Raw genomic sequence first — 25,887 nt, 5'->3', positions numbered from 1 at the left:
GTGGGCAAAGCGAAGCGTGCCCACGTCTTTGCAAATGGACAAAGGAGGTGGGCACGGCGCGTTGCGCGTTTGCCCACCCTACAAGACCATCACCTTAGCTTATTCAGCAGCGCCATCAGCAACTCGCGCTCCTTGGCATCCAGCGGCGCCAGCGTCTCGCGGGTAATCGCAATGGCGTTCGGCGCCAGCTTTTCCGCAAGCTGCTGACCGGCGCGCGTCAGGCTCACCAGGAGCCGTCGCCCGTCCTCGGGATCCTGGCTGGTCTCGGTGAGACCGCGCGCCGTCAGGCGGTCGATGACGCCCTTGATGGTGGCGACATCCATCGCCGTCAGCCGGCCGAGCTGGTTCTGCGAGCACGGCCCGGTCTCGGCGAGCTTCGACAGCGCGGCCCACTGTGTCGGCGTCAGGTTGGTGCCGATATCGCGCGAGAAGATCGAGCTGTGGCGCTGCCAGACCTGGCGCAGGATGAAGCCGACCTGCTCGTCGAGCACGTAAGGCGGTTTTGCCGGTTTGACGTTCTTCTTCGCCGTGACGCTTCTCGCCATCCGTCCCCCGCCCTTACAACGACAGATGCGCGTCGCGGATATCCGGACGCGCGTCGAGCTCGGCCATGGTGCCGCCGAAGCAGATGCGGCCGCGCTCGATGATGTAGGCGCGATCAGAGATCAACCGCGCAAAGTGCAGATTCTGCTCGGAGACGACGATGCTGACGCCCTCCTTCTTCATGGTCAGGATGGCATCGACCATCTGCTCCACGATCTTTGGCGACAGGCCTTCCGACGGCTCATCCAACAGCACCAGCGACGGATTGCCCATCAGCGTGCGGGCGATGGTCAGCATCTGCTGCTCGCCGCCGCTCATCCGCCCGCCCGGGCGGTTCTTCATCTCGCCGAGATTGGGAAACAGCGTGAACAGCTTGTCGCGCGTCCAATAGGGAGCGTTCGGACGTTTCGGCTGGCGGCCGACTTCGAGGTTCTCTTCCACCGTGAGATCGGTGAAGATGCGGCGCTCTTCCGGCACATAGCCGAGCCCTTCGCGCACGATCTCGTGCGTCGGCTTTGCCGAGACGTCCTTGCCCTCGAAGGTGATCCGGCCGGTGCGCTGCGCGACGAGCCCGACGATCGAGCGGAACGTGGTCGACTTGCCGGCGCCGTTGCGGCCCAGCAACGCCACCACCTCGCCCTCGCCGACCTCGAATCCGATGTCGAACAGGATGTGCGCAGGGCCATAATGGCTGTTGAGGTCTTGCACCGAAAGCTTCATGCCGAGGCCCCCTCGCGATGCTGGGCATCGTAGAGAAGGCCCTCGCCGAGATAGATCGCCTGCACCTGCGGATTGCCGCGCACCTCGGAAGGCGAACCCTCGGCGATCAGCGTGCCGCGGTTGAGCACGATGATGCGATCGGCATGCTCGAACACCACGTCCATGTCGTGTTCGGTGAAGAGCACGCCGATCGACTTTTCCTTGGCAATTTGAGCCGTGAGCCGCATCAGCTCGACCCGCTCGCGCGGCGCCATACCGGCGGTGGGCTCGTCCATCAAGAGCAGCTTTGGATCGTTGGCGAGCGCGACCGCGAGCTCAAGCCGCTTGAGGTCACCATAGGCGAGCTCGCCGCAGGGGCGGTCCGCGTAGCCGCCCATGCCGACCAGTTCGAGCAGCCGGCCGGCCTCGGCGCGATCGATATCAGGCGCGGAGCCCCAGAGATTGTAGAGCTGTTTCCCATGCGAAATCAGCGCGACCTGAACGTTCTCGCGCACCGTCATGGTGGCGAAGGTCGCGGTGATCTGGAAGGTGCGGCCCACGCCCATGCGCCAGATGTCGCGCGGCTTCTTGCCGATAGTCTCTTCGCCAAGCAGTCGGACGTGTCCGGAGTCAGGCTGGTTCTGGCCGTTGAGCATGTCGAAGCAGGTGCTCTTGCCCGCGCCATTCGGGCCGATCAGCGCCAGTATCTCGCCTGATTGAAGCGAGAACGAGACGCCGCGCACGGCATGAATGCCGCCATAGGATTTGGTCAGGCCTTCGACCGCGAGAAGTGGGGGTGCGACGCTCATTCGGCGGACTCGATCGGCTTGGCAAGCAGGGACGATCCCGGCGGCGATGACTTGCGACGTCGTTGCGCCAAAATCTCCAGCATGCCAACGATACCCTTGGGGAAGACGACGACGATCAGCACGATGAAGCCGCCGAGCACCAGTTTCGACAGATCGGTCTGGCTCACCAGCCAGATGTTCAGAGCCTTGTAGACGATCGCGCCGATCACTCCGCCCGACACCGTTTCGACGCCGCCGAGCAGCACCATGACCAGCGCATCGACCGAGAGCGAGATGCCGAGATTGTCGGGGAAGACGCTGCCTTTCAGATACGCGAACAGTGCACCACCGATGCCCGCGGTGGTGCCCGCGATCACGAAGGCCGTCCACTGGATGCGCTTGGCGTTGATCCCGACCGCCTCGCTGCGCAGCACCGAGTCCCGCGTGGCGCGCAGGGCGTAACCGAACGGTGAGAACACCGCGATCCGCAGCGCAATGGTGACCAACGCGGCTATCCCAAGCGCGAGCCAGTAGAAGTGCGACGGGCTTGCCGCCCAGCTCGCAGGCCAGACACTGAGAATGCCGTTGTCTCCGCCGGTGACACTCACCCACTGGAACGCGATCGACCACACGATCTGCGCGAAGGCCAACGTCAGCATCGCAAAGTAGACGCCGGAGAGCTGCACGGCGAAGAAGCCGAACACCGCCGCCCCCAGGCAGCCGAGCAGCGGCCCGAGCAACAGGCAGACGATCATCGGCAGCCCCGCCATCTTGGCAAGGAACGCCACGCCATAGGCGCCCAAACCGAAATAGGCGGCGTGACCGAACGAGGCGAGCCCGCCGACCGACATCAGGAAATGCAGGCTGACGGCGAAGATCACGAAGATCGCGATCTCCGAGCCGACGGTCAGCGCGTAATTGCCGGCGAACAGCGGCAGCATCGCCGCGACGACAAGTGCGGCAAGCGCCGCCAACCGCTCGTTCGACGTCAGCGGCCGCCACGGATTGACTGACAGCCCCGGCGTCTTGCGCGCGGCGGCCTCGGGCTTGCCGAACAGGCCCCAGGGACGGACGATCAGCACCACCGCCATCACCAGGAAGACCAGGATGATCGAGATTTTCGGGAAGATCAGGATTCCGAAGGCGTTGAGCTCCGACACCAGCACCGCCGCGACGAAGGCGCCGACAATGCTGCCGAGCCCGCCGATCACGACGACGACGAAGACTTCGACGATGATGCGCAGATCCATCGCATGATGCACGGCGTCGCGCGGGATCTGGAGCGCGCCGCCGAGGGCTGCGAGGAAAACACCGACGGCGAACACCGAGGTGAACAGCCATTTCTGGTTCACGCCGAGCGCCGCGACCATGTCGCGGTCCTGCGTCGCCGCGCGCACCAAGACGCCCCAGCGCGTGCGCTGGAACAGCAGCCAGAGAACACCGAGCACGACGGGGCCGAGCACGATCAGGAACAGATCGTAGCTCGGGATGTTCTGGCCGAAGAAATCGATCGCGCCCCTGAAGCCGGGCGCCCGGCGGCCGACGAGATCGTCGGGCCCCCAGATCAGCACGACGAGATCCTCGACCATCAGCGTGAGGCCGAAGGTGCCGAGCAGCTGGAACAGTTCGGGGGCGTGATAGATGCGCCGGAGCAGCACCATCTCGACGAAGACGCCGATCAACGCCACGGCCAGCGCCGCGACGACCACGCCGCCCCAGAAGCCGAAAGCGCCGGAGAAGCGCTCGGTCAGCGTGAAGGCGATATAGGCGCCGATCATGTAGAAGGCGCCATGCGCGAAATTCACGATCCGCGTCACGCCAAAAATGATCGACAGGCCCGAGGCCACCAGAAACAGCGACGCTGCGCTGGCGAGACCGGTCAGAAACTGTACGACGTAAAAGGCCATCGGCGGTCCGGGTTGGTCTGAATTTCACCTCTCCCCGCTCTTGCGGGGAGAGGTCGGATCGCCCTTGCGATCCGGGTGAGGGGCTCTCTCCACGAGCGCGGAGCGTGGAGAGAGACCCTCACCCCAACCCTCTCCTCGCAAGAGCGGGGCGAGGGAGAAGTGAGGAAGCATCAGTCCTTCGGCCGCAGCTTCTCGACTTCAGCGTCACCAGGCAGATAATCCGCGCCCTTCTTGTAGGACGCATCCACCATCACGCCCTTGCCGTCCTTCTGCGCGGTCTTGCCGACGAAGGCGCCGAGCGTGGACTGATGATCGATCTTGCGGAACGTGATCTCGCCGAACGGCGACGGCATGGAAATGCCCTCGGCCGCCGCGATCATCTTGTCGGTGTCGGTCGAGCCGGCCTTCGCGATGATCGCAGCGGCCGCCTTGATGGTCTGGTAGCCGACGATCGAGCCGAGGCGCGGATAGTCGTTGTACTTGGCCTGATACGCCTTCAGGAACGCATCGTGCTCGGGCGTCTTGATCGAGTACCAGGGATAGCCGGTGACGATCCAGCCCTCGGGCGTCTCGTCCTTGAGCGGATCGAGATATTCGGGCTCGCCGGTCAGGAACGACACGACCTCGCGTCCCTTGAACAGGCCGCGGGTATTGCCCTCACGGACGAGCTTGACGAGGTCGGGGCCGAAGGTGACGTTGAGGATGGCTTCCGGGTTGGCCTGCGCCACGGCCTGCACCACCGGACCCGCGTCGATCTTGCCCTGCGGCGGCCACTGCTCGTCGACCCACTGGATGTCAGGACGCTTCTCCGACATCAGCTTCTTGAACACCGCGACGGCCGACTGGCCGTACTCATAGTTCGGCGCAATGGTCGCCCAGCGCTTGGCCGGCAGCTTGCTGGCAGCTTCCACCAGCATCGCAGCCTGCATGTAGTTCGAGGGACGCAGGCGGAAGGTGTACTTGTTGCCCTTGGCCCAGGTCACGGCGTCCGTCAGCGGCTCGGCCGCGAGGAAGAACACCTTCTTCTGGTTGGCGAAGTCGCTGACCGCGAGGCCAATGTTCGACAGGAACGTGCCCGTCAGCATCGCGACGCCCTCGCTGGAGACGAGCTCGTTGGCCGCGGTCTGCGCATCGGCCGGCTTGCCGCCGTCGTCCTTGGAGATCACGACGAGCTTCTTGCCGTTGATGCCGCCGGCTGCGTTGATCTCCTCGACCGCGAGCTGCCAGCCCTTGCGATAGGGCTCGGTGAAGGACGGCAACAGCGAATAGCTGTTGATCTCGCCGATCTTGATGTCCTCCGCCACAGCCGAATGGCCGATGCCCACAGCCAGAAGCGCGAAGGCCGCGCCGACAAAATAGTTTCGTGCTCGCATCCCTACCTCCAATTTTGAACTCTCTTGCGTCTTCTAACGCAAACCGTCTTCGCCCTTGATTTCGCCGATCGTCAATCCGCCGACGCGCGGCAGCGGACGGCCGCTGTCGGTGACGGCGACCGCGACCATGATCTCGTTGGCGCGCGGCGCGTCGTTGATCTGCACTTCCATGCCATCGAAATGGCTGCGCACGAAAGCCGCATCCTTGTGGCCGAGCGGAATATCCAGCGTCGTGCCGGGGCCGCTGCGCTTCTTCGACGACGGGATCAGCGCCGCACCCTTGCTCAGCACCTTCCGCACCGGCGCGCCCATCTTGGGATGGAGGATCGCCGCGGCATGCTCCAGCTCGCCGTTCTCGCCGACGGCTGCGGCCTTGCCGTAGCTCTGGACCTTCGCGCCGTCGATGCCGAGCGCGGCTACCGCGCGCTTCGCCAGGAGCTCACCGAGCTCCTCGCCGATCGCGATCAAGGGCGAAAGGTCCTCGACGTATTTCCCTGCGAAGGGATTTTCGATCACGGCGATCGCCGCGGCGCGCCGAGTCGGCGGCGAGACCTGGCGGCCCATCTCCATCTGCGTCTCTTCGACGACGGTGACGATCTTGCGGATGATCGCGCTCATGCTTCGCTTCCCTGCTCAGGCATCGACCGCGTTCTCCAGCGCAAGCGGGCGCGATCGCTGCTCTCTTATATCCTTGGTTCCGACGACAAGCATATCACCACAAAGCCTGAGCACGGCACCCTCGATCAATCCGCGATCGAATAATTGCCGTGCACATTCCGCGCCAGATTCCAGCGCTGCGGCGATATCCCTCTGTGACAAATGACCGACGTTGCAGGTAACGAGACGCGCACCGAGATCGCTGTCGGGCTGGAGCTCGTTGGCGGGTTGCCTGATAATGCCGGGATGGCCCGGCAGGTCGACCGCGTTGGCGATGATCGTCGCCGCCGCATCGGCCTGCGATGCGGTGGCGGCCAGTACCGTCACCGCATCGGCAATGCCCAGGGAAAAGCTGCGGCCATGGCGTCCGCTGGTTGCGATGCCGCGCACGGGATCGTCCGCATCGACCCTCATCGTGCGGATCACGCCGTCACTGTCAGGGCGGTCCATCAGACCGACCGCAAAATGCTCGCCCCGCCCGAGATGCAGCGCGATGTCGCCGCCGTTGTTGACATAGACGCGGTCGAGCGACGCGGCGTCCAGCATCGCGCCGAGAATCTCCTCGGCCACGCTTCCCGCCACCGCGGCCATCGGCGTGATGAAGCAATCGGAGGCGTAAGGCGCAACAGCCGCATGCATTCGGCGCGCGACCATGCCCCTGAGCGACGTCCGCTCCCCTGCGGCCGCCCGCAACTCCGGCAGCTCCGCACAGAGCTCGTCGAGCAGCCCGGTCAATCGGCGCGCCGCGGCCTCATAGGCCGCCTGCACCTCGTGCGCGGGCCCCCTCGCCTCGATGATCAGATCAATCGGTCCATCCTGCAAATGCAGCCGCCGGCCATCGGACAGCATTGCGATTTGCGGGAGCCTTGTCATGGCCGCGGTCCCGGGATCGGATTCTGCCAGGGCAGCTGGCGGACATCGTCACCGTTCTGCACCTCGGACAGCGGCTTCACATAGTCCATGTGCCCGCCGAGCGCGGCGTAGTCCGACAGCTTCATCGTGAACTCGATCGGCGCCACCAGCGCCGGCGTCGGCACATAGCCGAACGCACCTGACGGCATCTGCGTCACGTCCACCATGTAGGTGATGCCGCCGCCCGGCCAGACATAGACGGGCGCGCCGCCGCTGGTGACGCGCGTCAGCGCATCCTTCACCGAACGCGTCAGCCTCACCGGATTATCGGTGACACCCGCTCGCAACGAGCCGCCGGCACCGGCCATGAACAGCACCGTGCACAGCGCCGGCTCGCAATTCTCCTGGATGCGCTCGACCGAGAACTTCAGATCATCAGGCATCTCGGTCTCGACCGGCTTCAAGGCGTCATCGAGCACATAGTAAGAAGAATGCTCGCCCGTCGTCGAGACCATCAGCATGGTGAGGCCCGGCCTGGCCTCCTTGGCATCGAATGGACCGAGGATCGACAGCGGATCGGAGATATTGGTGCCGCCCCAGCCGGTGCCAGGATCGGCGACCTGGAAATAGCGGCCGGGCGTCGAGCGCCGGCCCTTCATCTTGATGCCGGTGTCGGCGATGTCGAGGAGCTTGCCAGCCTGGTGCTCGCTCAGCACGCCGGTGATGTGGTCGTCGACCACCACCACCTCGTCGACCTTGCCTTGCCATTGCTTGGCGAACATGCCGATGGTCGCCGAGCCGCAGCCGACGCGCATGCGCTCTTCTTTCTCGCCGTTGACAACAGGAGGCTGGCCGGCCTGCACCACCACCGTAGCGCCGCCGTCGATGGTGAGCTCGACCGCCCTGCAATTGGCAAGATCCATCAGCGTGTCGCAGGTGACGCGCCCCTCCTTCTTGGAGCCGCCGGTGAGATGATGCACGCCGCCGAGCGACAGCATCTGCGAGCCGTATTCGCTGGTGGTGACGTGACCGACCGCCTCGCCCTGAGCGCGAACCGTTGCGGTCTCCGGCCCAAGGTAGCGGTCGGTGTCGATCTTCACCTTGACGCCGCAATAGGAGAAGATGCCCTCGGTGACCACCGTCACCATGTCGACGCCATCGACTTCCGCGGAGACGATGAACGGCGCCGGCTTGTAATCGGGATAGGTCGTGCCCGCGCCGATCGCCGTCACGAAGGTCGAAGGCTCGTGGACGATCTTGCCGTCCCAGTCTTCCGTGCGGCTGAACGGCACGAGCTTGCCGCCGTGCGAGACGGTGCGCTCCAGGATCACATGGGGATCGACGCGGACGAGCTTGCCGCCGTGGTTGGCATAGCGGTCGCAGGCGCCTGCTGCGCCCGGCTTGATGTAGCACATCACCGGACAGGCATCGCAGCGGATCTTGTCGGTGGCAGCGCTTGTTGTTTCCATCACCATGTGAGAGCCGGCAGACACTGCGGTTATCATTCGTATACGAACGATGTTGCGCGCGGTCCTGAAAGCTGTCAAGCGGCGCCGCGCGCGAAAAGATGCGCCTGCCGCATAAAACTGCATTTGCCTCCCGGCCTTGTCCACAAAGCGGGCAATTGCGCTGCACTGCGGCATGGCCGCTTGCACGTTTGTGTACAAACGGTATCGTCGCAACATCGACTTTTCGCGACTGCAGGTTTGGGAACGAGGATGACGCAGGCACCGATCCGCCTCACCGTGAACGGCAGCATCCACGACGTCACGGCAGAAAACCAGACGCCGCTGCTCTATGTGCTGCGCAATGATCTCGGCCTCAACGGCCCGAAATACGGTTGCGGCCTGGGTGAATGCGGCACCTGCACTGTCCTGATCGACGGCGTCGCCGCACGCTCCTGCGTGATTCCGATCAGCGGCTGCGCCGGACGCGACATCGTGACGCTCGAGGGGCTCGGCACGCGCGACAAGCCTGACGTGGTGCAGCAGGCCTTCATCGACGAGCAGGCCGCGCAATGCGGCTATTGCCTCAACGGCATGATCATGACCACCAAGGCGCTCCTCGCGATCAACCCGCAGCCATCAGAACAGGAGGTGCTGGCCGCGCTGCGCTACAATCTCTGCCGCTGCGGCACCCACGTCGAAATCCTGCGCGCCGTGATGCGCGCTTCTGGCCAGCTCGCAGAGGCGGCTGATTGATGGCCTCCCCTGTTTCGAACGGAGCCGGGCGGGGCTCGCTCGTCGTCGTCCGCACCGTGGACGAGGTCACGTCCGAGACCTTCGTGCGGATTACAGCCGACGGCTCGGTCACGGCCTATAACGGCCACGTCGATCTCGGCACTGGCATCCGCACCGCCCTCGGCCAGATCGTCGCCGAAGAACTCGACGTGTCCTTTGCGCGCGTTGTCGTCGTGCTCGGCGACACTGCCGTCGTGCCGAACCAGGGCGCGACGATTGCGAGCGAAACCATCCAGATCACTGCCGTGCCGCTGCGCAAGGCCGCGGCCCAGGCGCGACACTTCCTGATCGCGCGCGCGGCCGAGCGGTTGGAGCTGCCGGCCGAAGACCTGAAGATCGAGGACGGCCTCGTCCGAGGCCGTAATCGCAGCGTCAGCTATGGCGAGTTGATCGGCGGCGAGACCATCCGCCTCGAGCTTGCCAACGACGTTGCCGTCAAGGACGTCGGCAATTACGCCATCGTCGGCCAGTCGATGCCGCGGGTCGACCTTCCTGCCAAAGCCACGGGCGAGCTGACTTTCGTGCATGACGTTCGCCTGCCCGGCATGCTGCACGGCCGCGTGGTGCGTCCGCCCTATGCCGGCGTCGATGCCGGCCCGTTCGTCGGCACCAGCCTCATCGCGATCGACGAATCTTCCGTGCGCGACATCCCCGGGCTCGTCGCCGTCGTGCGCATCGGCGATTTCGTCGGCGTCGTCGCCGAGCGCGAAGAGAACGCGATCTGCGCGGCCGAGCAGCTCAAGGTGAGCTGGAAGCCCACGCCGGCGCTGACCGACCTCGCCGACGTCGAGACTGCGCTGCGTGCCAATCCGTCAACGCCCCGCACACTGATCGACAAGGGCGACGTCGATGCCGCGATATCAGGCGCGGCCAAGCCGATGCAGCGGACCTATGTCTGGCCGTATCAGATGCACGCCTCGATCGGCCCGTCCTGCGCCGTCGCCGACTTCCAGGACGGCAACGTCCGCGTCTGGTCCGGCACGCAGAATCCGCACGTGCTGCGCAGCGACCTCGCCCTGCTCATCGAGCGTCCCGAAAGCGAGGTTGACGTCATCCGTCTCGAGGCCGCCGGCTGCTACGGCCGCAATTGCGCCGATGACGTCAGCGCGGATGCGCTGCTGTTGTCGCGTGCGGTCGGCCGACCGGTGCGAGTGCAGTTGACGCGCGAGCAGGAGCACGCCTGGGAGCCTAAGGGCACCGCGCAGCTCATCGACGTCAATGGCGGCCTCGACGCCAATGGCGGCATCGCGGGTTACGATCTCGCCACCCGCTATCCCTCGAACGCCGCGCCGACGCTGGCGCTGCTGCTCACGGGCCGCATTTCACCCGAGCCCGCCGTGCTGCAGATGGGCGATCGCACCGCGATCCCGCCTTACGATTACGAGCACATGCGCGTCGTCGCCCACGACATGGCGCCGATCGTGCGCGCCTCCTGGTTTCGCGGCGTCTCGGCGCTGCCGAACACGTTTGCTCACGAATCCTATATCGACGAGGCAGCGACCGAGGCGGGCGTCGATCCGGTCGAATATCGCCTGCGCTATCTGAAGGACCAGCGCGCCGTCGATCTCGTCAATGCGGTGGCTGAACGCGCGGGCTGGACGCCGCGGCCGGTGCGTGAAGACAAGGACGGCGACATCGTGCACGGGCGCGGCTTTGCCTATGCGCTGTATGTCCACAGCAAGTTTCCAGGTTATGGCGCGGCGTGGTCGGCCTGGGTCGCCGACGTCTCCGTTAACAAGACCACCGGCGATGTCAGCGTCACGCGGGTGGTCGCCGGGCAAGATTCCGGCTTGATGATCAATCCCGACGGCGTGCGCCACCAGATCCAGGGCAATGTCATCCAGTCCACCAGCCGCGCGCTGATGGAGGAGGTTTCGTTCGAGCGCGGCGCGGTCGCAGCGCGCGAATGGGGCGCCTATCCCATCATCCCCTTTCCCGACGTGCCCAAGATCGACGTCCTGATGCTGCCGCGGCAAGATAACCCGCCGCTCGGCGTCGGCGAGTCCGCCTCGGTGCCGTCAGCGGCGGCCATCGCGAATGCGATCTTCGATGCCACCGGCGTGCGCTTTCGCGAGCCGCCGTTCACGCCCGAGCGCATTCTGAAGGGATTGCGCGGTGAAACATCCCCCGTGCCGCAGGCCCTGCCGGCGCCAACCGCCCCGCAGCCATCGCGGATCTGGGAAAATCCCTTTGCCAGACGCGCCGGCGTTTTCGCTGCGATTGCGGCCGTCTGCACCGCGGCGATCGGCATCGCCGCTGCGCTTCTGCCGGGCCGCGCGATCCTACCGATCGCCCGGCCCGATGCATCGGTCTATTCCGCCGCGACCATCGCGCGCGGCGCGCAGCTCGCAGCGCTCGGCAATTGCGCGGAGTGCCACACCACGATCGACGGCATGCTCAACGCCGGCGGCCGCGCGCTGGAAACGCCGTTCGGCACGATCTATTCGACCAACATCACACCTGACGTCGAGACCGGCATCGGCGCCTGGTCGTATCCCGCCTTCGAGCGCGCGATGCGCGACGGCCTGCATCGCGACGGACGGCAGCTCTATCCCGCCTTTCCCTACCCGCATTTTGCCAGGACCAGCGATGCCGACATGCAGGCGCTCTATGCCTACCTGATGGCGCAGCCCGCCGTGCGCGCAACGGCGCCCGCAAACTCGCTCACCTTCCCCTTCAATCTGCGCCCGCTCCTTGCGGGCTGGAACGCGTTCTTCCACCGGACCCAAGAGTTCAAGCCCGATCCCGCCAAATCCGAGCAATGGAATCGCGGTGCATATCTCGTCGAAGCGCTCGGCCATTGCAGCGGCTGCCACTCGCCGCGCAACGCGCTCGGCGCCGAACAGCGCCAGGCCTATCTCGCCGGCGGATTTGCCGAAGGCTGGGAAGCGCCGCCGCTGACATCGCACTCGCACGCGCCGATCCCGTGGAACGAGGACGAGCTGTTCGCCTATTTACGCACCGGCCATTCGCGTTATCACGGCGTCGCCGCCGGCCCGATGGCGCCTGTTGTCCACGACCTCAAGGCCTTGCCCGACGAGGACATCCGCGCAATGGCGGTCTATCTCGGCTCGTTTAACGACGCCGCAAAGGATGGACCCGCATTGGCCGCGAAACTCGAGAGCGCAACGCAAGTCACCGTCGCCTCGTCCACCGGCGCGCGGCTTTACGAGGGCGCCTGCGCCGTCTGTCACGAAGTCGGCGGCCTGCCGCTGTTCGGGAGCCGCCCCTCGCTCGCGCTCAACAGCAATCTGCACAGCGCAACAGCAGACAATCTCGTGCAGGTGATCCTGCACGGCATCACTGAGCCCGCATCGAGCGATCTCGGCTACATGCCCGCCTTTGGGAATAGCATGAGCGACGCGCACGTCGAGCAGCTCGCCAACTTCCTGCGCGGACAATTCGCGCCGGACAAGCCCGCCTGGACCGGCGTCCGCGAGACGATCGCGCGGGTGCGCGCCTCAGCACACTAAGCGTGCTTCTTCATCTCCACCGGCGGGGTGCCGTGGGTGTGGAATGACTCGATCGTCTTCAGGCCCCAGGCCTGGCCTTTCTTGCGCTCCTCTTCCGTCCACACGATCGGCTTCCAGTCCGGCGCGAGGATGAGACGCGCGCCGGCATTGGCGACTTCGACGCGGTTGCCGCCGGGCTCGTAGACATAGAGGAAGAAGGTCTGCTGGATCGCATGCTTGTGCGGGCCGGTCTCGATGTGCACGCCATTTTCCAGGAAGATATCGGCGGCGCGCAGGATCTCCTCGCGGCTGTCGAGCGCGTAGGTGACGTGATGGAAGCGGCCCGGTACGCCGGAATGATCGAGCGAGTAGGCGAAGTCGTAGCTCTTGTTCGACATGGTCAGCCACATCGCCGCTTCCCGCCCGTCGTTGAGCACGATCTGCTCGGTAAGACGGCAGCCGAGGTAATTCTCGAAGAACTCGCGGTTGGCCTTGATGTCGACGGCAAGGCAATTGAGATGATCGAGTCGGCGGACATTGACCCCGCGCGCGGGAAAGCGCTGCGCCTGGTTCTTCAGCGCCGGCTTCAGCTCCTGCGGCGCCTGATACCATTCGGTCTCGTAGTAGAGCTCGACGATGTGTCCGTCGGGGTCGCGGCAGCGAAACGTCGGCCCCTGCCCCATGTCGCCGTCGATCCAGCCGATGTCGAAGCCCGAGCCCTTCAGCGCAGCAACGCGGCGCTCCAGCGCCTGCTGGCTCCGCGCGCGCAGCGCCATATGCTCCATGCCCGATGTCTTGGACGCCGTCAGCTTGAGCGAATAGCGCTCGTAATCGTCCCAGCCGCGCAAATAGACCGACTCGCCCTTTTGGCCGCTCACCGTCATGCCCATGACGTCGACGAAGAACTTCAGGCTCTCGTCCGGCTTCGGCGTCAGCAGCTCCATGTGGCCGAGATGGGCGAGATCGAGGATTGGTTCGGGCTGCATGGTCTTCTCCTGAAGCAATGATCGGGGAAGGCGCGATCAGGCGCGGAGCGCATGGTTCCTGAGCAGAGGCCTTAGATCTATTTGTACTAATGTACAAATGATTAGGTCCCGTCAACAAATCAACGCATCTCGGCCCGCCAAGAAGTCCGGGTCCGCAACACCAGCCTTCCCGCCGAATGCACCGCGGACTGCCCGGATGGTAAAATCTTCCTTAATGCGAATTTAGCGCCCGATGGCCTCAAAAATCAGCATTTTCAAGCTGTTTTCGCACCCAAGTATGCATTGGGAACAAAGCTCATAACCGAATTGTCGCACATTTAACAAAGCGGCCGCCTCTGCGGTTTAACCGTTTGTGCAGCCACGGCCGCGCATAGTTGGAGAAACAGTCTGACTTTTCAGGTTCATCCATCGTGACATCCTTTGGACGCGTGATTTCGGTACGCGGATCGCTGGCTCGGGTCGGGCTTCTGGCGGAAAGCCGGATGCCGATCTCGGAAGTGCGGGCGACCGTCGGCCGTTTCGTCAGCATCCGCTGCGCCAGCTCGGTCATCGTCGCTATGATCACCGAGGTGTCCTGCGAGAGTTTGTCGAGCAGCGACAACTACATAGCGATCGCCTCGGTCGACCTGCTCGGTGAGATCCTCAATGCCGCCGACAAGGCCAAATTCCAGCGCGGCGTCACCAATTATCCGACCATCGGCGACGCCGTGGACCTGATCACCAGCCAGGAGCTGCGCACGATCTACGCACCGACCGGGTCGGATCAGATCAATGTCGGCTTCCTCCAGCAGGACCGCTCCGTCGTCGCCTATGTCGACGTCGAGGAGATGCTGTCCAAGCATTTTGCCGTGCTCGGATCGACCGGCGTCGGTAAATCGACCGGCGTCTCGCTGCTGCTCAACGAGATCCTGAAAGCGCGGCCGAACCTGCGCATCTTCCTGCTCGACGTGCACAACGAATACGGTCGCTGCTTCGGCGACCGCGCGCTGGTGCTCAACCCGAGAAACCTCAAGCTGCCGTTCTGGCTGTTCAATTTCGAGGAAATCGTCGACGTGCTGTTCGGCGGCCGCGCCGGCGTGCCCGAGGAGCTCGACATCCTTGCGGAAGTCATCCCGCTCGCCAAGGGCGTCTACACCCAGTACCAGAACGCCGACCGCCTCGGCCTGAAGCGCATCGATCCCAAGCAGATCGGCTTCACCGTCGATACGCCGGTTCCGTATCGTCTGGTCGACCTGATCTCGCTCATCGACGAGCGCATGGGCAAGCTGGAAAACCGCTCCTCGCGCATCATCTATCATAAGCTGATGTCGCGCATCGAGGCCGTGAAGAACGATCCTCGATACGCCTTCATGTTCGACAATGCCAATGTCGGTGGCGACACCATGGCCGAGGTGATCAGCCATCTGTTCCGGCTGCCCGCCAACGGCAAGCCGATGACGGTGATGCAGCTCGCCGGCTTCCCGGCGGAAGTGATCGACTCCGTCGTCTCCGTGCTCTGCCGCATGGCCTTCGATTTCGGCCTGTGGAGCGACGGCGTCTCGCCGCTGCTGTTCGTCTGCGAAGAGGCGCACCGCTATGCCTCCGCCGACCGCAATATCGGCTTCGGCCCAACCCGCAAGGCGGTCTCGCGCATCGCCAAGGAGGGGCGCAAATACGGCGTCTATCTCGGCCTGATCACCCAGCGGCCGGCCGAGCTCGACGCCACCATCATCTCCCAGTGCAACACGCTGTTCACGATGCGTCTTGCCAACGACCGCGACCAGGCGCTGCTGCGCGCCGCGGTGTCGGATGCGGCCGCGAACTTGCTGTCCTTCGTGCCGTCGCTCGGCACCCGCGAGGTGCTGGCGTTCGGCGAAGGCGTCGCGCTGCCGACGCGCCTGCGCTTCAAGGAGGTGCCGCCACATCAATTGCCGCGCGGCGAAGCCACGATTTCGAGCGTGCCGTCAGTCAATGCCGGTCACGACATGCATTTCGTCAGCGCCGTGCTCGAGCGCTGGCGCGGCGCAACCTCGCAGCGCGACGTCCCTAACGACCCGGTGTTCTCCGCGCCTCCGGCGAAGACGCTTACCCCCGCCGAAACGCCGATGCTGCAGCCCTCGATGGGGCTCGATCCAGACCGTTTCTCGCTTTTGAAGAAGCCGCTGCGATAGCGGACGGAAGTTGCCTCCACAAATTCGCTGTCATGCCACGGCTTGACCGGGGCATCCAGTATGCTGCAGCGTCTCAATTCAATCACCTCGGCCTCTGGAATACTGGATCGCCCGATTAAATCGGGCGATGACACCGAGGGTGTGGCACACTCGCGAACTATCGCGGCACATTGAGACGCCTTGCCGCATCGACTATGGTTGCCGATCCCCGAAGCCGGAATCCATGCTCATGACAAAGCCCGCGCAACGCTTTCAAGCCCCTGCAATCGACGCCCTCCCTGAGGACATCCGCACGCGCCTCCTCGCCGTGCAGGAGAAGAGCGGCTTCGTCCCCAACGTATTTCTGACGCTGGCTTACCGGCCCGACGAGTTCCGCGCCTTCTTCGCCTATCACGACGCGCTGATGGAGAAGGACAGCGGGCTGACCAAGGCCGAGCGCGAGATGATCGTGGTGGCGACCTCGGCGGCGAACCAGTGCCAGTATTGCGTGATCGCCCATGGCGCGATCCTGCGCATCCGCGCCAAGAACCCTTTGATCGCCGACCAGATCGCGGCCAACTATCGCAAGGCCGACATCACGCCGCGGCAGAAGGCGATGCTCGATTTCGCGATGAAGATCTCGTCGGATGCGCAGCGCAGCTCGGAGGAGGATTTCGCAGCCCTCGGCCCCCACGGCTTCAGCGACGACGACATCTGGGACATCGCCGCGATCTCGGCCTTCTTCGGACTCTCGAACCGGCTGGCGAATTTCACCGGCATGCGTCCGAATGACGAATTCTATCTGATGGGACGACTGCCAAAAGCATGATGGATATCGACTGGTCCGAAATCCTGCTGCGCCTTGGCGTTGCGATGCTTGCCGGAAGCGCGATCGGGCTGAACCGCGACCTGAACGGCAAGCCGATCGGGCTGAAGACGCTTGGCATTGTCGGCCTTTCCACCGCGACCGTGGTGCTGCTCGGCCTGCAACTCTCCGAGCCCGGCAAGGTCGTCGATGCCACCAGCCGGATCATTCAGGGCATCCTCACCGGCATCGGCTTTCTCGGTGCCGGCGTCATCGTTCACGAAAGCGAGCGATTCCGCGTCCGTGGTCTGACCAGCGCGGCGTGCACTTTCCTTGCCGCCTGCCTCGGGATCGTCTGCGGTGCGGGCCAATGGAAGATCGTCGTCGTCGCGCTGGCATTGGCCTTCGTGCTGCTCACGATCGGCCGCCGGCTCGAGCGACACGTGCACCGGATGCTCGGTGGCAAGGACGAGCCGCACCAGGAGAATAGGCCGACCTAGCGGCCTTTGCTCAAATCTTCCGCTCGATTATTGACCCGAAACACCAATAATTGCCGCTCGTCGGTTGCCGGCGAGCCGATGACCGTTCGGACCCGAAAGACATGATGAACAGCAGCGCTGATGAACCGGCCGACGTGACGTTCGATTTCCGCGAGATGTCGGCGCGCGACAAATACAAGCTGCTGATCGGTACGGTCGTGCCGCGGCCGATCGCGCTGGTGACGACGGTCGATCCCGCCGGGCGGATCAACGCCGCGCCGTTCAGCTTCTTCAATTGCCTCTCGGCTGATCCGCCGATCCTGGCGCTCGGCGTCGAAAATCATCCGGACATGCGGTTCAAGGACACCGGCCTCAACATCCGCCTGACCGAGGTCTTCACCGTCAACATCGTCTCGCATGCGATCGCCGAAGCCATGCATGTCTGCGCCGTGCCGTTCTCACCGGAGCACGACGAATTACGGGCTGCTGGCCTGACCGCGATGCCGGGCAAGACGGTGGCCTCGCCCTGGATCAAGGAGGCTCCCGCCGCGTTCGAATGCCGCCGTCACGTGACGCTCGAGCTCGGCAAGTCGCGCCAGATCATCATGGGCGAGATCCTGTTCGCGCATTACCACGCCGATGTCGTCGATGCCGAACGCCTGCACATCGACCCTGCCAGGCTCGATGCCATCGCAAGGCTTGGCGGCAGGACCTGCTCGACCATTCGCGACCGTTTCGACATGGAGACGCCGACGCTCGACGATTATTGGAGCCAGCGGCAATCGTAGACGCTGCTCCATCCTTCAGACACTCAGGACGTATGCCCGTCGAAATCGCCCTCGGCAGGCGTTTTCTTGGCACGCTGCGGCGTCATTCTGGCCGCATCCGGCTGACCGGGAACACCGCGTGGCCCGAGCTGCTCGCGCTGGAGGTCGTCTTCGGAAAACGCCGGCTCAACTCCATTGGGTTCGGTCCGCCGCGTGGTGTGAATATCGTCTCGTCTGCTCATTGCGACCTCCTGTCGTTGTTGGCGATGCCCGAGTGCGGGTGGAGCGACTTCAGCTCCGCTGCGGCGGCCTTGGCACGCGGACGATCCCGGCATTGACGCATACGCGCCGGGACCGCCGCTGAAGGTGCGACCGGCAGCCGGGTGGTCGCCGGCCGCACAGGATCGACGCCGGCGCGATATCTACGTTCCTATATTTCGCCGGCGCTCGACCGTCGTCGTTAGAAGGCGCGTGCAACCGGATGGACGGCTATTCGGCGGCAAGGCCGCGAACGTTCGGCGGAAATTCGATCGTCACGACCACCGGACTCGCGGGCGCATGCGCAAGCTCCAGCCATTTGATCGCTTCATCGACCCAATAGTCGTGATTGAGGGGATCGGCCACCGCCTGTTCGCGGCAGACGGCGGCCTGAAGCAGGCACGCCGCTTTGCGATCCATGCTGTTTTCCCGGTTGTCCACCTCGCCGCCACCTCAAATTGTCTTGCGCGGGTGTCGCCACGCTGCGCTCGGATGGCCCGGATGTCGCTAACTTACGTTATCGGCCATGCCGAAATAATTTCGCGATTCATAGGAACAATCGCGCATCGTCGTCCGCGGCTTACGCGCGCGAAGTCGTTCTGATCATCCGTTGATCTTCTCGACCTCGAGCCTGATCGAGATCTTCAGGCAGGGCGCATGCTCGTCTTCGCGCACGTCGACCACGACATGACCGGCGCTGCCGGCCACGAACGCCTCGCGGGCGATGGAGGCTCCGGTCAGCATGGCCTCCTTGCGGGCCCCCTCCACATCCGCAAAGTTCTGTCCGTCCTCGTCGGTGATGAGGCGGGTGTCCTCGTGGATATCGAAATGGAATCGTGGCATCGGGCGCCTCAAAGGGTTGGCGACTGATGCAGGTAACGGCCGTCGAAATCCGCTAGTTCCTGAAATTTCCGCTCGTCGAGCACCGTGACACGGCCGCGGTTAAACTCGAGGATGCCTTCCTGCCGCACCTGCTTGATCACACGATTGGCGTGCACCGCGGTAATTCCCAGGGCTTCGCCGATCTGCTCCTGCGTCAGGGGCATCTCGAAGCTGTCGCTCTCCGCGCGGCCGATGAGCCTGAGGCGTTCGCGCAGCTCGATCATGACGTGGGCGAGCCGCGCCGGCGCAGGACGCTGACCGACATTGACGATCCATTCGCGGAACATCGCCGAGTCGATCAGCGTATCGCGCCAGAACATCTCGGCGACGCTGGGGCTGCGGCGGTGCAGCCTCCTCAGATTGTCGTGGCTGATGAAGCCCAGCGTCGCGGGAGTCAGCGTGGTGAGGTCATGGTCCATCACGTGCAGGAACAGGCTCATCAAATCAGGAATTTCGCCGGGGATCTGGAGTGAAAGGATCTGCCGCCTGCCGCTCGCGATGGTCCTGGAGCGCACACAGAAACCATCCACGATCAGGCAACACTCGCTCGCGCGCTCGCCATCGCGCACCACCGCCGTTTCGGCGGGGTACTGCCGCACGGAGATCGGAAGGGCTTCGATCTCCTTGACGTCCTCGTCCGCGATCGCGGACGAGACGCGCAGCCGCCTGATGAGCGCCGCACGGATGGGATCGCTGGGCACCTCGATGAGCTCCGATGGCGTGAAAATGAACCTGATGGAATTTCCTGACGCCACAGCGCCGTCACAATGAAACCCGCAATCGCCCTGCCCGGTTCCAACAAAAGTTAAGGACGGGGTTTGTCCGCACATGGTTGGCTTGGCGCCCGAAAGGCCACACCATGACCAAGAAGCGCAATCGCACGCGACCGGCCCTGTCCCTCCAGGAACGCCTGACCAGGTTCACGCAAGAGGCGCGCGCCGCCGCTCAAAACCTGCCGGCAGGCGCCGAGCGATACGCGCTGCTGCAAAAGGTCCGCGACGGCGAAGCCGCTGCGGACATGGAACGCTTGTTATCCGCGCCCGAGCCGCACGATCCAAAGTGATCTGCGCGCCCGGTTACGAGGTGCGAGATCGCTAGTGCTTGACCAGCAGCGGAAGCGCCGGGGCAAAGCGCTCGGCGAATGTCCGAGTCCTGGCCTGTTGAACCGCGGCAAACGAGGCCGAGATTCCGACCGAAGCGACCGCGAGCAAGGCAATGACGAAAACCAGACGGCGCATGTGAGCCTCCTGTGTGAGCTCGACGACCACGATTATGTGGGGTGGCTCTGTTTCAGGACGGTTTCGTCGGCGCAGAAAGTGATGTCGCTCAAGCGCCTGTGATCAGCTTGCGCGCGGGCGCGCCTCAATCGTCCGACGCCGGGCCGCACCAGCCGGGCAGATAGACCGCGTCCTTGCTCTTGGCCGCCGCCAAGGCCTTTTCCAGCGCCTTGTCGAAATTGGCGTCCACGGCCTTGCGCGTCAGCTTGCGGCGCAGAAAGTCGGCCCACAAAAATTCGGAGAACGGGGTGGTGTCCTTGGCGAAACCGCCCATGCGGCGAAGCTCGCCCGCGAGACTGCGGAAAGGATCGTCCTTGAGGTCGGCGACCGATTTCGGCAGGTCGCGGAACGAACGACGCTCGCCCTTGCTATCGTAAGGATAGACCCAGCGCTTGTTGTCCATCACGCCCCAGAACGCTTCGCGCTCGACCATCCGGAGATCGCCGACCACGGTGACCAGCACCTGCTTGATCCCCTCATCGTGCAGCGCACGGCCGAGATGGTGGTGGTCGATGACGTAATAGCGATCGTCCGGTCCGGCAACGACGGGAATCATATGGGTGCCGAGCATGTCGGACTGCTTCTTCTTGCCATGCTCCCGCCAGCGCTTGCGCTTCTCCTTGACCTCGCGCATGCCGACCGTCATTTGCGTCGGCCGGAGCGACAGGATCGACACCGGATGCACTCTCGGCTCGCGCGCGTTGGTGGTCATGATCGAACGGCCTTTCCTCTGGTGTTTGGGTCCGGGTTCCCGATTATGCCATGCACGTTGCGGCGGCAACATGGATGCGAGTTGGAAGTGCCTTGTCCGGTTGGTGTTGCAGCGCAACCCGCGCGCGCCCCGGCGTCGCAATCACAACCCGTTCCCAGAAGCATCCAGGGACGATGATGCGAACGCATAAGGAGAAGATTTTCTGCAACCGGTGTGTCGCTTATGCTATCTAAAAATCGCTGCTTCGGAGTAATCGCCGTCCCATGAAATCCCAGCGGCCCATAGCCTCTGATGACGAGCACCGGGTGCTCCAGTTCAGGCCGCGAACGACGCCCTCCCCCGTGATCCACCGGGGCGGCGGTATCGTACAGCCGCTGCGTGCCGCAGCGCCCGAGCCGCTCGATCTGTCGCGCTATGAACAGCCCCGCGACGAGCCGGACGACTTCCGCCATCGCATGCTCGCCAATATCGCCGCGCTCGCCTTCACCATCGCGCTGACCGCGATCGGGATCTGGCTCGCGGTCAGCATCGCCGATTTGCGCCGGACGCAGGATTGCGTGCTGATGGGCCGGCGGGACTGCGTCAAGATCACGACGCCGCACCTCTAGGCCAAGCGCGCCGCCGAGACCTCCTTGGGGGGCTGCTCTGCCCGGAGCCTTGGGCGGCATCCCTGTCCGGCTCCATTGAACTCAGGGCGGCGCTCCGATATACGGGCTTCCGACCCGTCCAGAGGGGGGTTTGAGGGCGTCATCCGGGACGCGACGCCCGCCCACCGTGCCACTCCTGGATATCTGACAAATACCTGCAATATATCAAAGGCTTAGTGATGTCCTCCACATTCGATCAGGTCGCTACGATCATCGCTGAAACCTGCGACATCCCGCGCGACACGATCACGCCGGATAGCCATGCCATCGATGACCTCGGCATCGACAGCCTCGATTTTCTGGACATCGCGTTTGCGATCGACAAACAGTTCGGTATCAAGCTGCCGCTGGAAAAGTGGACTCAGGAAGTCAACGACGGCAAGGCGACCACCGAGCAGTATTTCGTCCTGAAGAACCTGTGCGCGCGCATCGACGAGCTGGTTGCCGCCAAGGGCGCGAGCGCCTAATCGGGCGGTCATGCAACTCGAATACTTCCACATGATCGATCGCATCGTCGACCTCAAGGTCGACGAGAAGACGATCGTTGTCGAGGCCCAGGTCCCCCAGGAGAGCACCGTCTTCGAGGGGCACTTCCCGGGCTATCCGCTGATGCCTGGCGTGCTGCTGATCGAATCGATGGCGCAGGCCTCGGGCTTTCTCCTGCTTGGCGTCTTGAAGTTCGAGCGCATGCCCATTCTCGCCGCCGTGAAGGAAGCCAAGGTGCGCGGCTCGGTGTTTCCGGGTGACCTGATGACCCTCGAGGCAAGCGTGGCCCATGAGGGCTCGGGCTATGCGATGACCGAGGCCAAGATCCGCGTCGGCGGCAAGCTGCGTGCGAACTCGCAGCTCACTTTCACGCTGATCCCCTTCCCCAATTCAGATATGCGCGGATACATGGACGCGGTCGCACAACGCGTCGGCTTTCCGCAACAGGCCGTATCGCCATGACCGACACCGCTTCGAAGCCCGGCCAGACGGAAGTCTGGATCACCGGCATTGGTCTTGCCACTTCGCTCGGCGAAGGTCTCGACGCCAACTGGACCGCGCTTTCCGAGAAGCGCGTCAATGTCGACGAGAAAGGCTTTGCGCCTTACATCGTGCATCCGCTGCTGCCGGTGACTTTCGACAGCCAGATCCCGAAGAAGGGCGATCAGCGCCAGATGGAAGCCTGGCAGCGCATCGGCACCTATGCTGCGGGCCTGGCGCTCGACTCGGCCGGCATCAAGGGCAACAAGGACATCCTGTCGAAGATCGACATGGTCGTGGCCGCCGGTGGCGGCGAACGCGATCTCAACGTCGACACCGGCGTGCTCACCGCCGAAGCCAAGGGGGCCAACGCGCCCGGCTTCCTCAACGAGCGGCTGATGAGCGATCTGCGGCCCACCCTGTTCCTTGCCCAGCTCTCCAATCTGCTCGCCGGCAACATCGCCATCGTCCACGGCCTCGGCGGCACCTCGCGCACCTTCATGGGCGAAGAGGTCGCGGGCGCGGACGCGGCCCGCATTGCGCTTGCACGCATCGCTTCGGGCGAGAGCGATATTGCGCTGGTCGGCGGCTCGCATAATGGCGAGCGCAAGGACCTCATGGTCCTCTACGAATTCGGCGACTTCAACCTCAAGGACAAGTTCGCGCCCGTCTGGGCGCGCAAGGACCATTCCGGCTTCGCGCTCGGCTCGGCGGGCGCGTTCCTGGTGCTGGAATCGAAGGCGCATGCACAGGCGCGCGGTGCGAAGCCGTTTGCCAAGCTGTCGAGCGTGGTCGCCGACCTCGCCCGCCGCAAGCAGCCCGGCGACATGGCCGCGACGCTCGAGAAGCTCTGGGCCAAGCTCCCCAGGCGCGAAGGCAAGGGCGCGATCATCACGGGCGCGACCGGTGCCGAGCCCGCGACCAGCGAGGAGCGCGGCTTCCTGAAAAGCCACGCCGACTTCCCGGTGCGCGCGACCGGCACGATGTTCGGGCACACCATGGAAACGCAATTCCCGCTCGGCATTGCGCTGGCCGCATTGGCAATCTCGCGCGGCGCGCTGTTCCCGCCGAACGATTCCACGGGGACCGAGATTGAAATGCAGGGCGCACCCACCCAGATTGTGGTGGTGGGCGCCGGACACTGGCGCGGCGAAGGCATGGCGCTGGTGGAAGCCGTAAGCTGAAGCGCGTCGCGCTCTGGCGAGTGATGCTCTAGCTCTATCGGGGGACACATGACTGCACCACGCGACAAACTCGGGCGTCCCGTTGTCGTCGTCACCGGCATGGGCATCATGACCTCGCTCGGTGCCGGCAAGGCTGACAATTGGGCGAAGCTCGTTGCCGGCGAATCCGGCATTCGCACCATCACGCGCTTTCCGGTCGACGGCCTGAAGACGACGATGGCCGGCACGGTCGATTTCGTCAGCGTCGATCCGTTCTCGTCCACCGGTCTGTCGGAGCGGATGGCCGAGCTGGTCACACAGGAAGCCCTGGAGCAGGCCGGCATCGGCGCCAAGGCCGATTTCCCGGGCCCGCTCTTCCTCGCGGTGGCGCCGGTCGAAGTCGAATGGCCGCAGCGCCGCGAGCTCGGCCGCGCCGTCGGCAAGCCCGACTTCACTTATGACGATCTCCTGCGCATCTCCGGCGGCGGCAAGTACAGCGCCTATCACCACCGCTTCATGTTCGGCTCGGTCGCAGCCCATCTTGCCGAGACCTTCGGCACCAAGGGCTCGCCGATCTCGCTGTCGACGGCCTGCGCGTCCGGCGCGACCTCGATCCAGCTCGGCGTCGAGGCAATCCGCCGCGGCGAGACCGATGCCGCTCTGTGCGTCGCGACCGACGGCACCGTGAATCCGGAAGCCCTGGTGCGCTTCTCGCTGCTGTCGGCGCTGTCGACCCAGAACGATCCGCCGCAGGCGGCCTCCCGCCCCTTCTCCAAGAACCGCGACGGCTTCGTCATGGCCGAAGGCGCCGGCGCGCTGGTGCTGGAGAGCTATGAAGCCGCGACCGCGCGCGGCGCCAGGATCCTCGGCGTGATCGCCGGCTGCGGCGAGCTCACCGATTCCTTCCATCGCACCCGCTCCTCGCCCGACGGCAAGCCGATCATCGGCTGCATGAACAAGGCGCTGGCCGATGCCAGCATGACGCCGGACCAGATCGACCACATCAACGCGCACGGCACCTCGACGCCCGAAAACGACAAGATGGAGTACAATACGACATCGGCCGTGTTCGGCGATCTCGTCTCGAAGATCCCGGTCACCTCCAACAAGTCGATGGTCGGCCACACCATCTCGGCCGCCGGCGCGGTCGAGGCGATCTTCTCGTTGCTCACGCTCGAGCATCAGCGGATTCCACCGACGATCAACTACGACATTCCAGACCCCACGATCCTGTTCAACGTCGTCGGCAACAAGGCGCGCGATGCCCGTGTCACTGCAGTGATGTCGAACTCGTTCGGCTTCGGCGGCCAGAATGCCTCGCTGATCCTGACGCGCGAACCGGCCTGACCGAACGCAGCATGGCGCTGATTCCCATCAGCACGAAGATTCGTGCGCGGAATGCAGCCAAGGAGGCTGCAAAGTCGATCAGCGGGGGCCTGATCGGTGCCGCCACGGTGGGCATGCTGCGCACCACGCGCTATTTCGATCCGGTCAAGACCTCGGATTTTTTCGCGCGCGTCACCAAGACGATCGGTCCGCGCCTGCGCGAGCATCGCATCGGCCGCGCCAATCTCACTGCCGCTTTTCCAGAGAAATCGCCGGCAGAGATCGAAGAGATCCTGATGGGCGTATGGGACAATCTCGGTCGCGTCGGCGCCGAGTTCGCCCACATGGATCACGTCTGGGATTACGACCGCGCGCATCCGGAACGCAGCCGGATCGAACTGCCGAGGCGCAGCATCGAGCTGTTCGATCAGATCAGGGACGACGGCAAGCCGGCACTGATCTTTGCGTCCCATCTCGCCAATTGGGAATTGCCGGCGCTCGCCGCCGTCGCGCACGGGCTGGACGCGGCGATCCTCTATCGCCGCCCGAACATCGCCTCGGCCGACCGCATCATCCAGGAGATGCGCCAGGTCAACATGGGCACGCTGATCCCTGCCGGCCGCGACGCGCCGTTGCGGCTTGCGCAGGCGCTGAAGGACGGCAAGCACGTCGCCATGCTGATCGACCAATATCTGACCGGCGGCGTCGAGGTCACCTTCTTCGGCCGCAAGACCCGCGCCAATCCGATGCTGGCGCGCCTGCTCCGTCAGGTCGAATGCCCGATCCACGGCGTCCGCATCATCCGCCTGCCCGGCTTCCGCTTCCGCGCCGAACTGACCGAAGAGATCCCGCCGGTGCGCAATGCCGACGGCAAGATCGACATCCAGGGCACCACCCAGGCCGTCACCAATGTGGTGGAAGGCTGGGTGCGCGAGCATCCCGAGCAGTGGCTGTGGCTGCATCGGCGGTGGCGGTAGGG

General features: G+C 64.5%; 28 protein-coding genes. 13 read left to right on the top strand and 15 right to left on the bottom strand.

What is annotated here, in order from left to right; genetic code table 11:
• Positions 1-89: 89 nt before the first annotated feature.
• The 8 genes from IF809_RS14400 to IF809_RS14365 all read right to left on the bottom strand — a co-directional run bounded on the left by IF809_RS14400 (position 90) and on the right by IF809_RS14365 (position 8,294).
• Positions 90-545 carry a MarR family winged helix-turn-helix transcriptional regulator gene (locus tag IF809_RS14400; protein WP_128967052.1) on the bottom strand — a complete coding sequence of 152 codons (456 nt, stop codon included), beginning with the start codon at positions 543-545 and terminating at the stop codon, positions 90-92.
• A gap of 13 nt (positions 546-558) precedes the next feature.
• Complete coding sequence (locus tag IF809_RS14395; RefSeq protein ID WP_128967053.1) at positions 559-1,263, bottom strand: ABC transporter ATP-binding protein; 705 nt, start codon at positions 1,261-1,263, stop codon at positions 559-561.
• Entirely contained in the window at positions 1,260-2,051 is a 792-nt protein-coding gene (locus IF809_RS14390) for an ABC transporter ATP-binding protein (protein WP_462837900.1), read from the bottom strand. The genes IF809_RS14395 and IF809_RS14390 overlap by 4 nt, the downstream gene beginning before the upstream one ends.
• On the bottom strand, positions 2,048-3,937 hold the full coding sequence (locus IF809_RS14385) for an ABC transporter permease (protein WP_128967055.1): 1,890 nt from the start codon (positions 3,935-3,937) through the stop codon (positions 2,048-2,050). Before IF809_RS14385 ends, IF809_RS14390 begins: the two co-directional genes overlap by 4 nt.
• A 170-nt stretch (positions 3,938-4,107) precedes the next feature.
• Entirely contained in the window at positions 4,108-5,310 is a 1,203-nt protein-coding gene (locus tag IF809_RS14380) for an ABC transporter substrate-binding protein (protein ID WP_128967056.1), read from the bottom strand.
• 33 nt (positions 5,311-5,343) lie between these two features.
• Positions 5,344-5,928 carry an amino acid synthesis family protein gene (locus tag IF809_RS14375; protein ID WP_462837899.1) on the bottom strand — a complete coding sequence of 195 codons (585 nt, stop codon included), beginning with the start codon at positions 5,926-5,928 and terminating at the stop codon, positions 5,344-5,346.
• 15 nt (positions 5,929-5,943) lie between these two features.
• Positions 5,944-6,840 (bottom strand): UPF0280 family protein, encoded by an 897-nt coding sequence (locus IF809_RS14370; protein WP_462837898.1) that lies wholly within the window; start codon positions 6,838-6,840, stop codon positions 5,944-5,946.
• The gene (locus IF809_RS14365) at positions 6,837-8,294 is read right to left on the bottom strand and encodes a 6-hydroxynicotinate reductase (protein WP_188637370.1); all 1,458 of its coding nucleotides are present in this window, start codon (positions 8,292-8,294) and stop codon (positions 6,837-6,839) included. Before IF809_RS14365 ends, IF809_RS14370 begins: the two co-directional genes overlap by 4 nt.
• A 243-nt stretch (positions 8,295-8,537) precedes the next feature.
• Here IF809_RS14365 and IF809_RS14360 point away from each other — a divergent pair, with 243 nt between their 5' ends.
• Both IF809_RS14360 and IF809_RS14355 read left to right on the top strand, forming a co-directional pair.
• The gene (locus IF809_RS14360; protein ID WP_128967060.1) at positions 8,538-9,020 is read left to right on the top strand and encodes a (2Fe-2S)-binding protein; all 483 of its coding nucleotides are present in this window, start codon (positions 8,538-8,540) and stop codon (positions 9,018-9,020) included.
• Entirely contained in the window at positions 9,020-12,532 is a 3,513-nt protein-coding gene (locus IF809_RS14355) for a molybdopterin cofactor-binding domain-containing protein (RefSeq protein WP_462837897.1), read from the top strand. Before IF809_RS14360 ends, IF809_RS14355 begins: the two co-directional genes overlap by 1 nt.
• Here IF809_RS14355 and IF809_RS14350 read toward each other — a convergent pair.
• A complete protein-coding gene (locus IF809_RS14350) occupies positions 12,529-13,497 on the bottom strand; it encodes a catechol 2,3-dioxygenase (RefSeq protein WP_128967062.1) in 969 nt (322 codons plus the stop codon). The two genes, IF809_RS14355 and IF809_RS14350, sit on opposite strands and share 4 nt — an antisense overlap.
• Before the next feature lie 410 nt (positions 13,498-13,907).
• On the opposite strand from IF809_RS14350, the gene IF809_RS14345 reads away from it, so the two are divergent.
• The 4 genes from IF809_RS14345 to IF809_RS14330 all read left to right on the top strand — a co-directional run bounded on the left by IF809_RS14345 (position 13,908) and on the right by IF809_RS14330 (position 17,698).
• The gene (locus IF809_RS14345) at positions 13,908-15,647 is read left to right on the top strand and encodes an ATP-binding protein (protein ID WP_462837896.1); all 1,740 of its coding nucleotides are present in this window, start codon (positions 13,908-13,910) and stop codon (positions 15,645-15,647) included.
• 229 nt (positions 15,648-15,876) lie between these two features.
• On the top strand, positions 15,877-16,455 hold the full coding sequence (locus tag IF809_RS14340; protein WP_453991637.1) for a peroxidase-related enzyme: 579 nt from the start codon (positions 15,877-15,879) through the stop codon (positions 16,453-16,455).
• Positions 16,452-16,931, top strand: a complete 480-nt coding sequence (locus IF809_RS14335; RefSeq protein WP_128967065.1) for an MgtC/SapB family protein — start codon at positions 16,452-16,454, stop codon at positions 16,929-16,931. Before IF809_RS14340 ends, IF809_RS14335 begins: the two co-directional genes overlap by 4 nt.
• 104 nt (positions 16,932-17,035) lie before the next feature.
• Entirely contained in the window at positions 17,036-17,698 is a 663-nt protein-coding gene (locus IF809_RS14330; RefSeq protein ID WP_462837931.1) for a flavin reductase family protein, read from the top strand.
• 23 nt (positions 17,699-17,721) lie between these two features.
• Here the strand turns inward: IF809_RS14330 and IF809_RS14325 are convergent, their stop codons facing one another.
• From IF809_RS14325 to IF809_RS14310, 4 genes are all read right to left on the bottom strand, one after another.
• Complete coding sequence (locus IF809_RS14325) at positions 17,722-17,919, bottom strand: hypothetical protein (protein ID WP_453991641.1); 198 nt, start codon at positions 17,917-17,919, stop codon at positions 17,722-17,724.
• 247 nt (positions 17,920-18,166) lie between these two features.
• Complete coding sequence (locus IF809_RS14320; RefSeq protein WP_462837895.1) at positions 18,167-18,355, bottom strand: hypothetical protein; 189 nt, start codon at positions 18,353-18,355, stop codon at positions 18,167-18,169.
• A gap of 183 nt (positions 18,356-18,538) precedes the next feature.
• Entirely contained in the window at positions 18,539-18,778 is a 240-nt protein-coding gene (locus IF809_RS14315) for a DUF6894 family protein (RefSeq protein WP_462837894.1), read from the bottom strand.
• Between the two features lie 8 nt (positions 18,779-18,786).
• On the bottom strand, positions 18,787-19,518 hold the full coding sequence (locus IF809_RS14310) for a Crp/Fnr family transcriptional regulator (protein WP_462837893.1): 732 nt from the start codon (positions 19,516-19,518) through the stop codon (positions 18,787-18,789).
• 158 nt (positions 19,519-19,676) lie between these two features.
• Here IF809_RS14310 and IF809_RS14305 point away from each other — a divergent pair, with 158 nt between their 5' ends.
• The gene (locus IF809_RS14305) at positions 19,677-19,880 is read left to right on the top strand and encodes a hypothetical protein (RefSeq protein ID WP_453991647.1); all 204 of its coding nucleotides are present in this window, start codon (positions 19,677-19,679) and stop codon (positions 19,878-19,880) included.
• A 31-nt stretch (positions 19,881-19,911) separates the two neighbouring features.
• Here the strand turns inward: IF809_RS14305 and IF809_RS14300 are convergent, their stop codons facing one another.
• Positions 19,912-20,055, bottom strand: coding sequence for a hypothetical protein (locus IF809_RS14300; protein WP_462837892.1), 144 nt, complete (start codon positions 20,053-20,055; stop codon positions 19,912-19,914).
• Positions 20,056-20,179: 124 nt separating this feature from the next.
• Entirely contained in the window at positions 20,180-20,806 is a 627-nt protein-coding gene (locus IF809_RS14295) for a ParB-like protein (protein ID WP_462837891.1), read from the bottom strand.
• Positions 20,807-21,069: 263 nt separating this feature from the next.
• On the opposite strand from IF809_RS14295, the gene IF809_RS14290 reads away from it, so the two are divergent.
• From IF809_RS14290 to IF809_RS14265, 6 genes are all read left to right on the top strand, one after another.
• The gene (locus IF809_RS14290; protein ID WP_128967071.1) at positions 21,070-21,414 is read left to right on the top strand and encodes a hypothetical protein; all 345 of its coding nucleotides are present in this window, start codon (positions 21,070-21,072) and stop codon (positions 21,412-21,414) included.
• 218 nt (positions 21,415-21,632) lie between these two features.
• Positions 21,633-21,920 (top strand): acyl carrier protein, encoded by a 288-nt coding sequence (locus IF809_RS14285; protein ID WP_007592476.1) that lies wholly within the window; start codon positions 21,633-21,635, stop codon positions 21,918-21,920.
• A 10-nt stretch (positions 21,921-21,930) separates the two neighbouring features.
• Positions 21,931-22,401, top strand: coding sequence for a 3-hydroxyacyl-ACP dehydratase FabZ family protein (locus tag IF809_RS14280; RefSeq protein ID WP_128967072.1), 471 nt, complete (start codon positions 21,931-21,933; stop codon positions 22,399-22,401).
• Positions 22,398-23,603, top strand: a complete 1,206-nt coding sequence (locus IF809_RS14275) for a beta-ketoacyl-ACP synthase (RefSeq protein ID WP_462837890.1) — start codon at positions 22,398-22,400, stop codon at positions 23,601-23,603. Before IF809_RS14280 ends, IF809_RS14275 begins: the two co-directional genes overlap by 4 nt.
• A 48-nt stretch (positions 23,604-23,651) precedes the next feature.
• Positions 23,652-24,929, top strand: a complete 1,278-nt coding sequence (locus IF809_RS14270) for a beta-ketoacyl-ACP synthase (RefSeq protein WP_128967074.1) — start codon at positions 23,652-23,654, stop codon at positions 24,927-24,929.
• Between the two features lie 11 nt (positions 24,930-24,940).
• Positions 24,941-25,885, top strand: coding sequence for a lipid A biosynthesis lauroyl acyltransferase (locus IF809_RS14265; RefSeq protein ID WP_462837889.1), 945 nt, complete (start codon positions 24,941-24,943; stop codon positions 25,883-25,885).
• The last annotated feature ends 2 nt before the right edge of the window (positions 25,886-25,887 follow it).

The organism is Bradyrhizobium sp. UFLA06-24, from assembly GCF_054967145.1.
The sequence above is the reverse complement of the archived record's forward strand: the minus strand, read 5'-3'. Positions and strand labels throughout refer to the sequence as shown.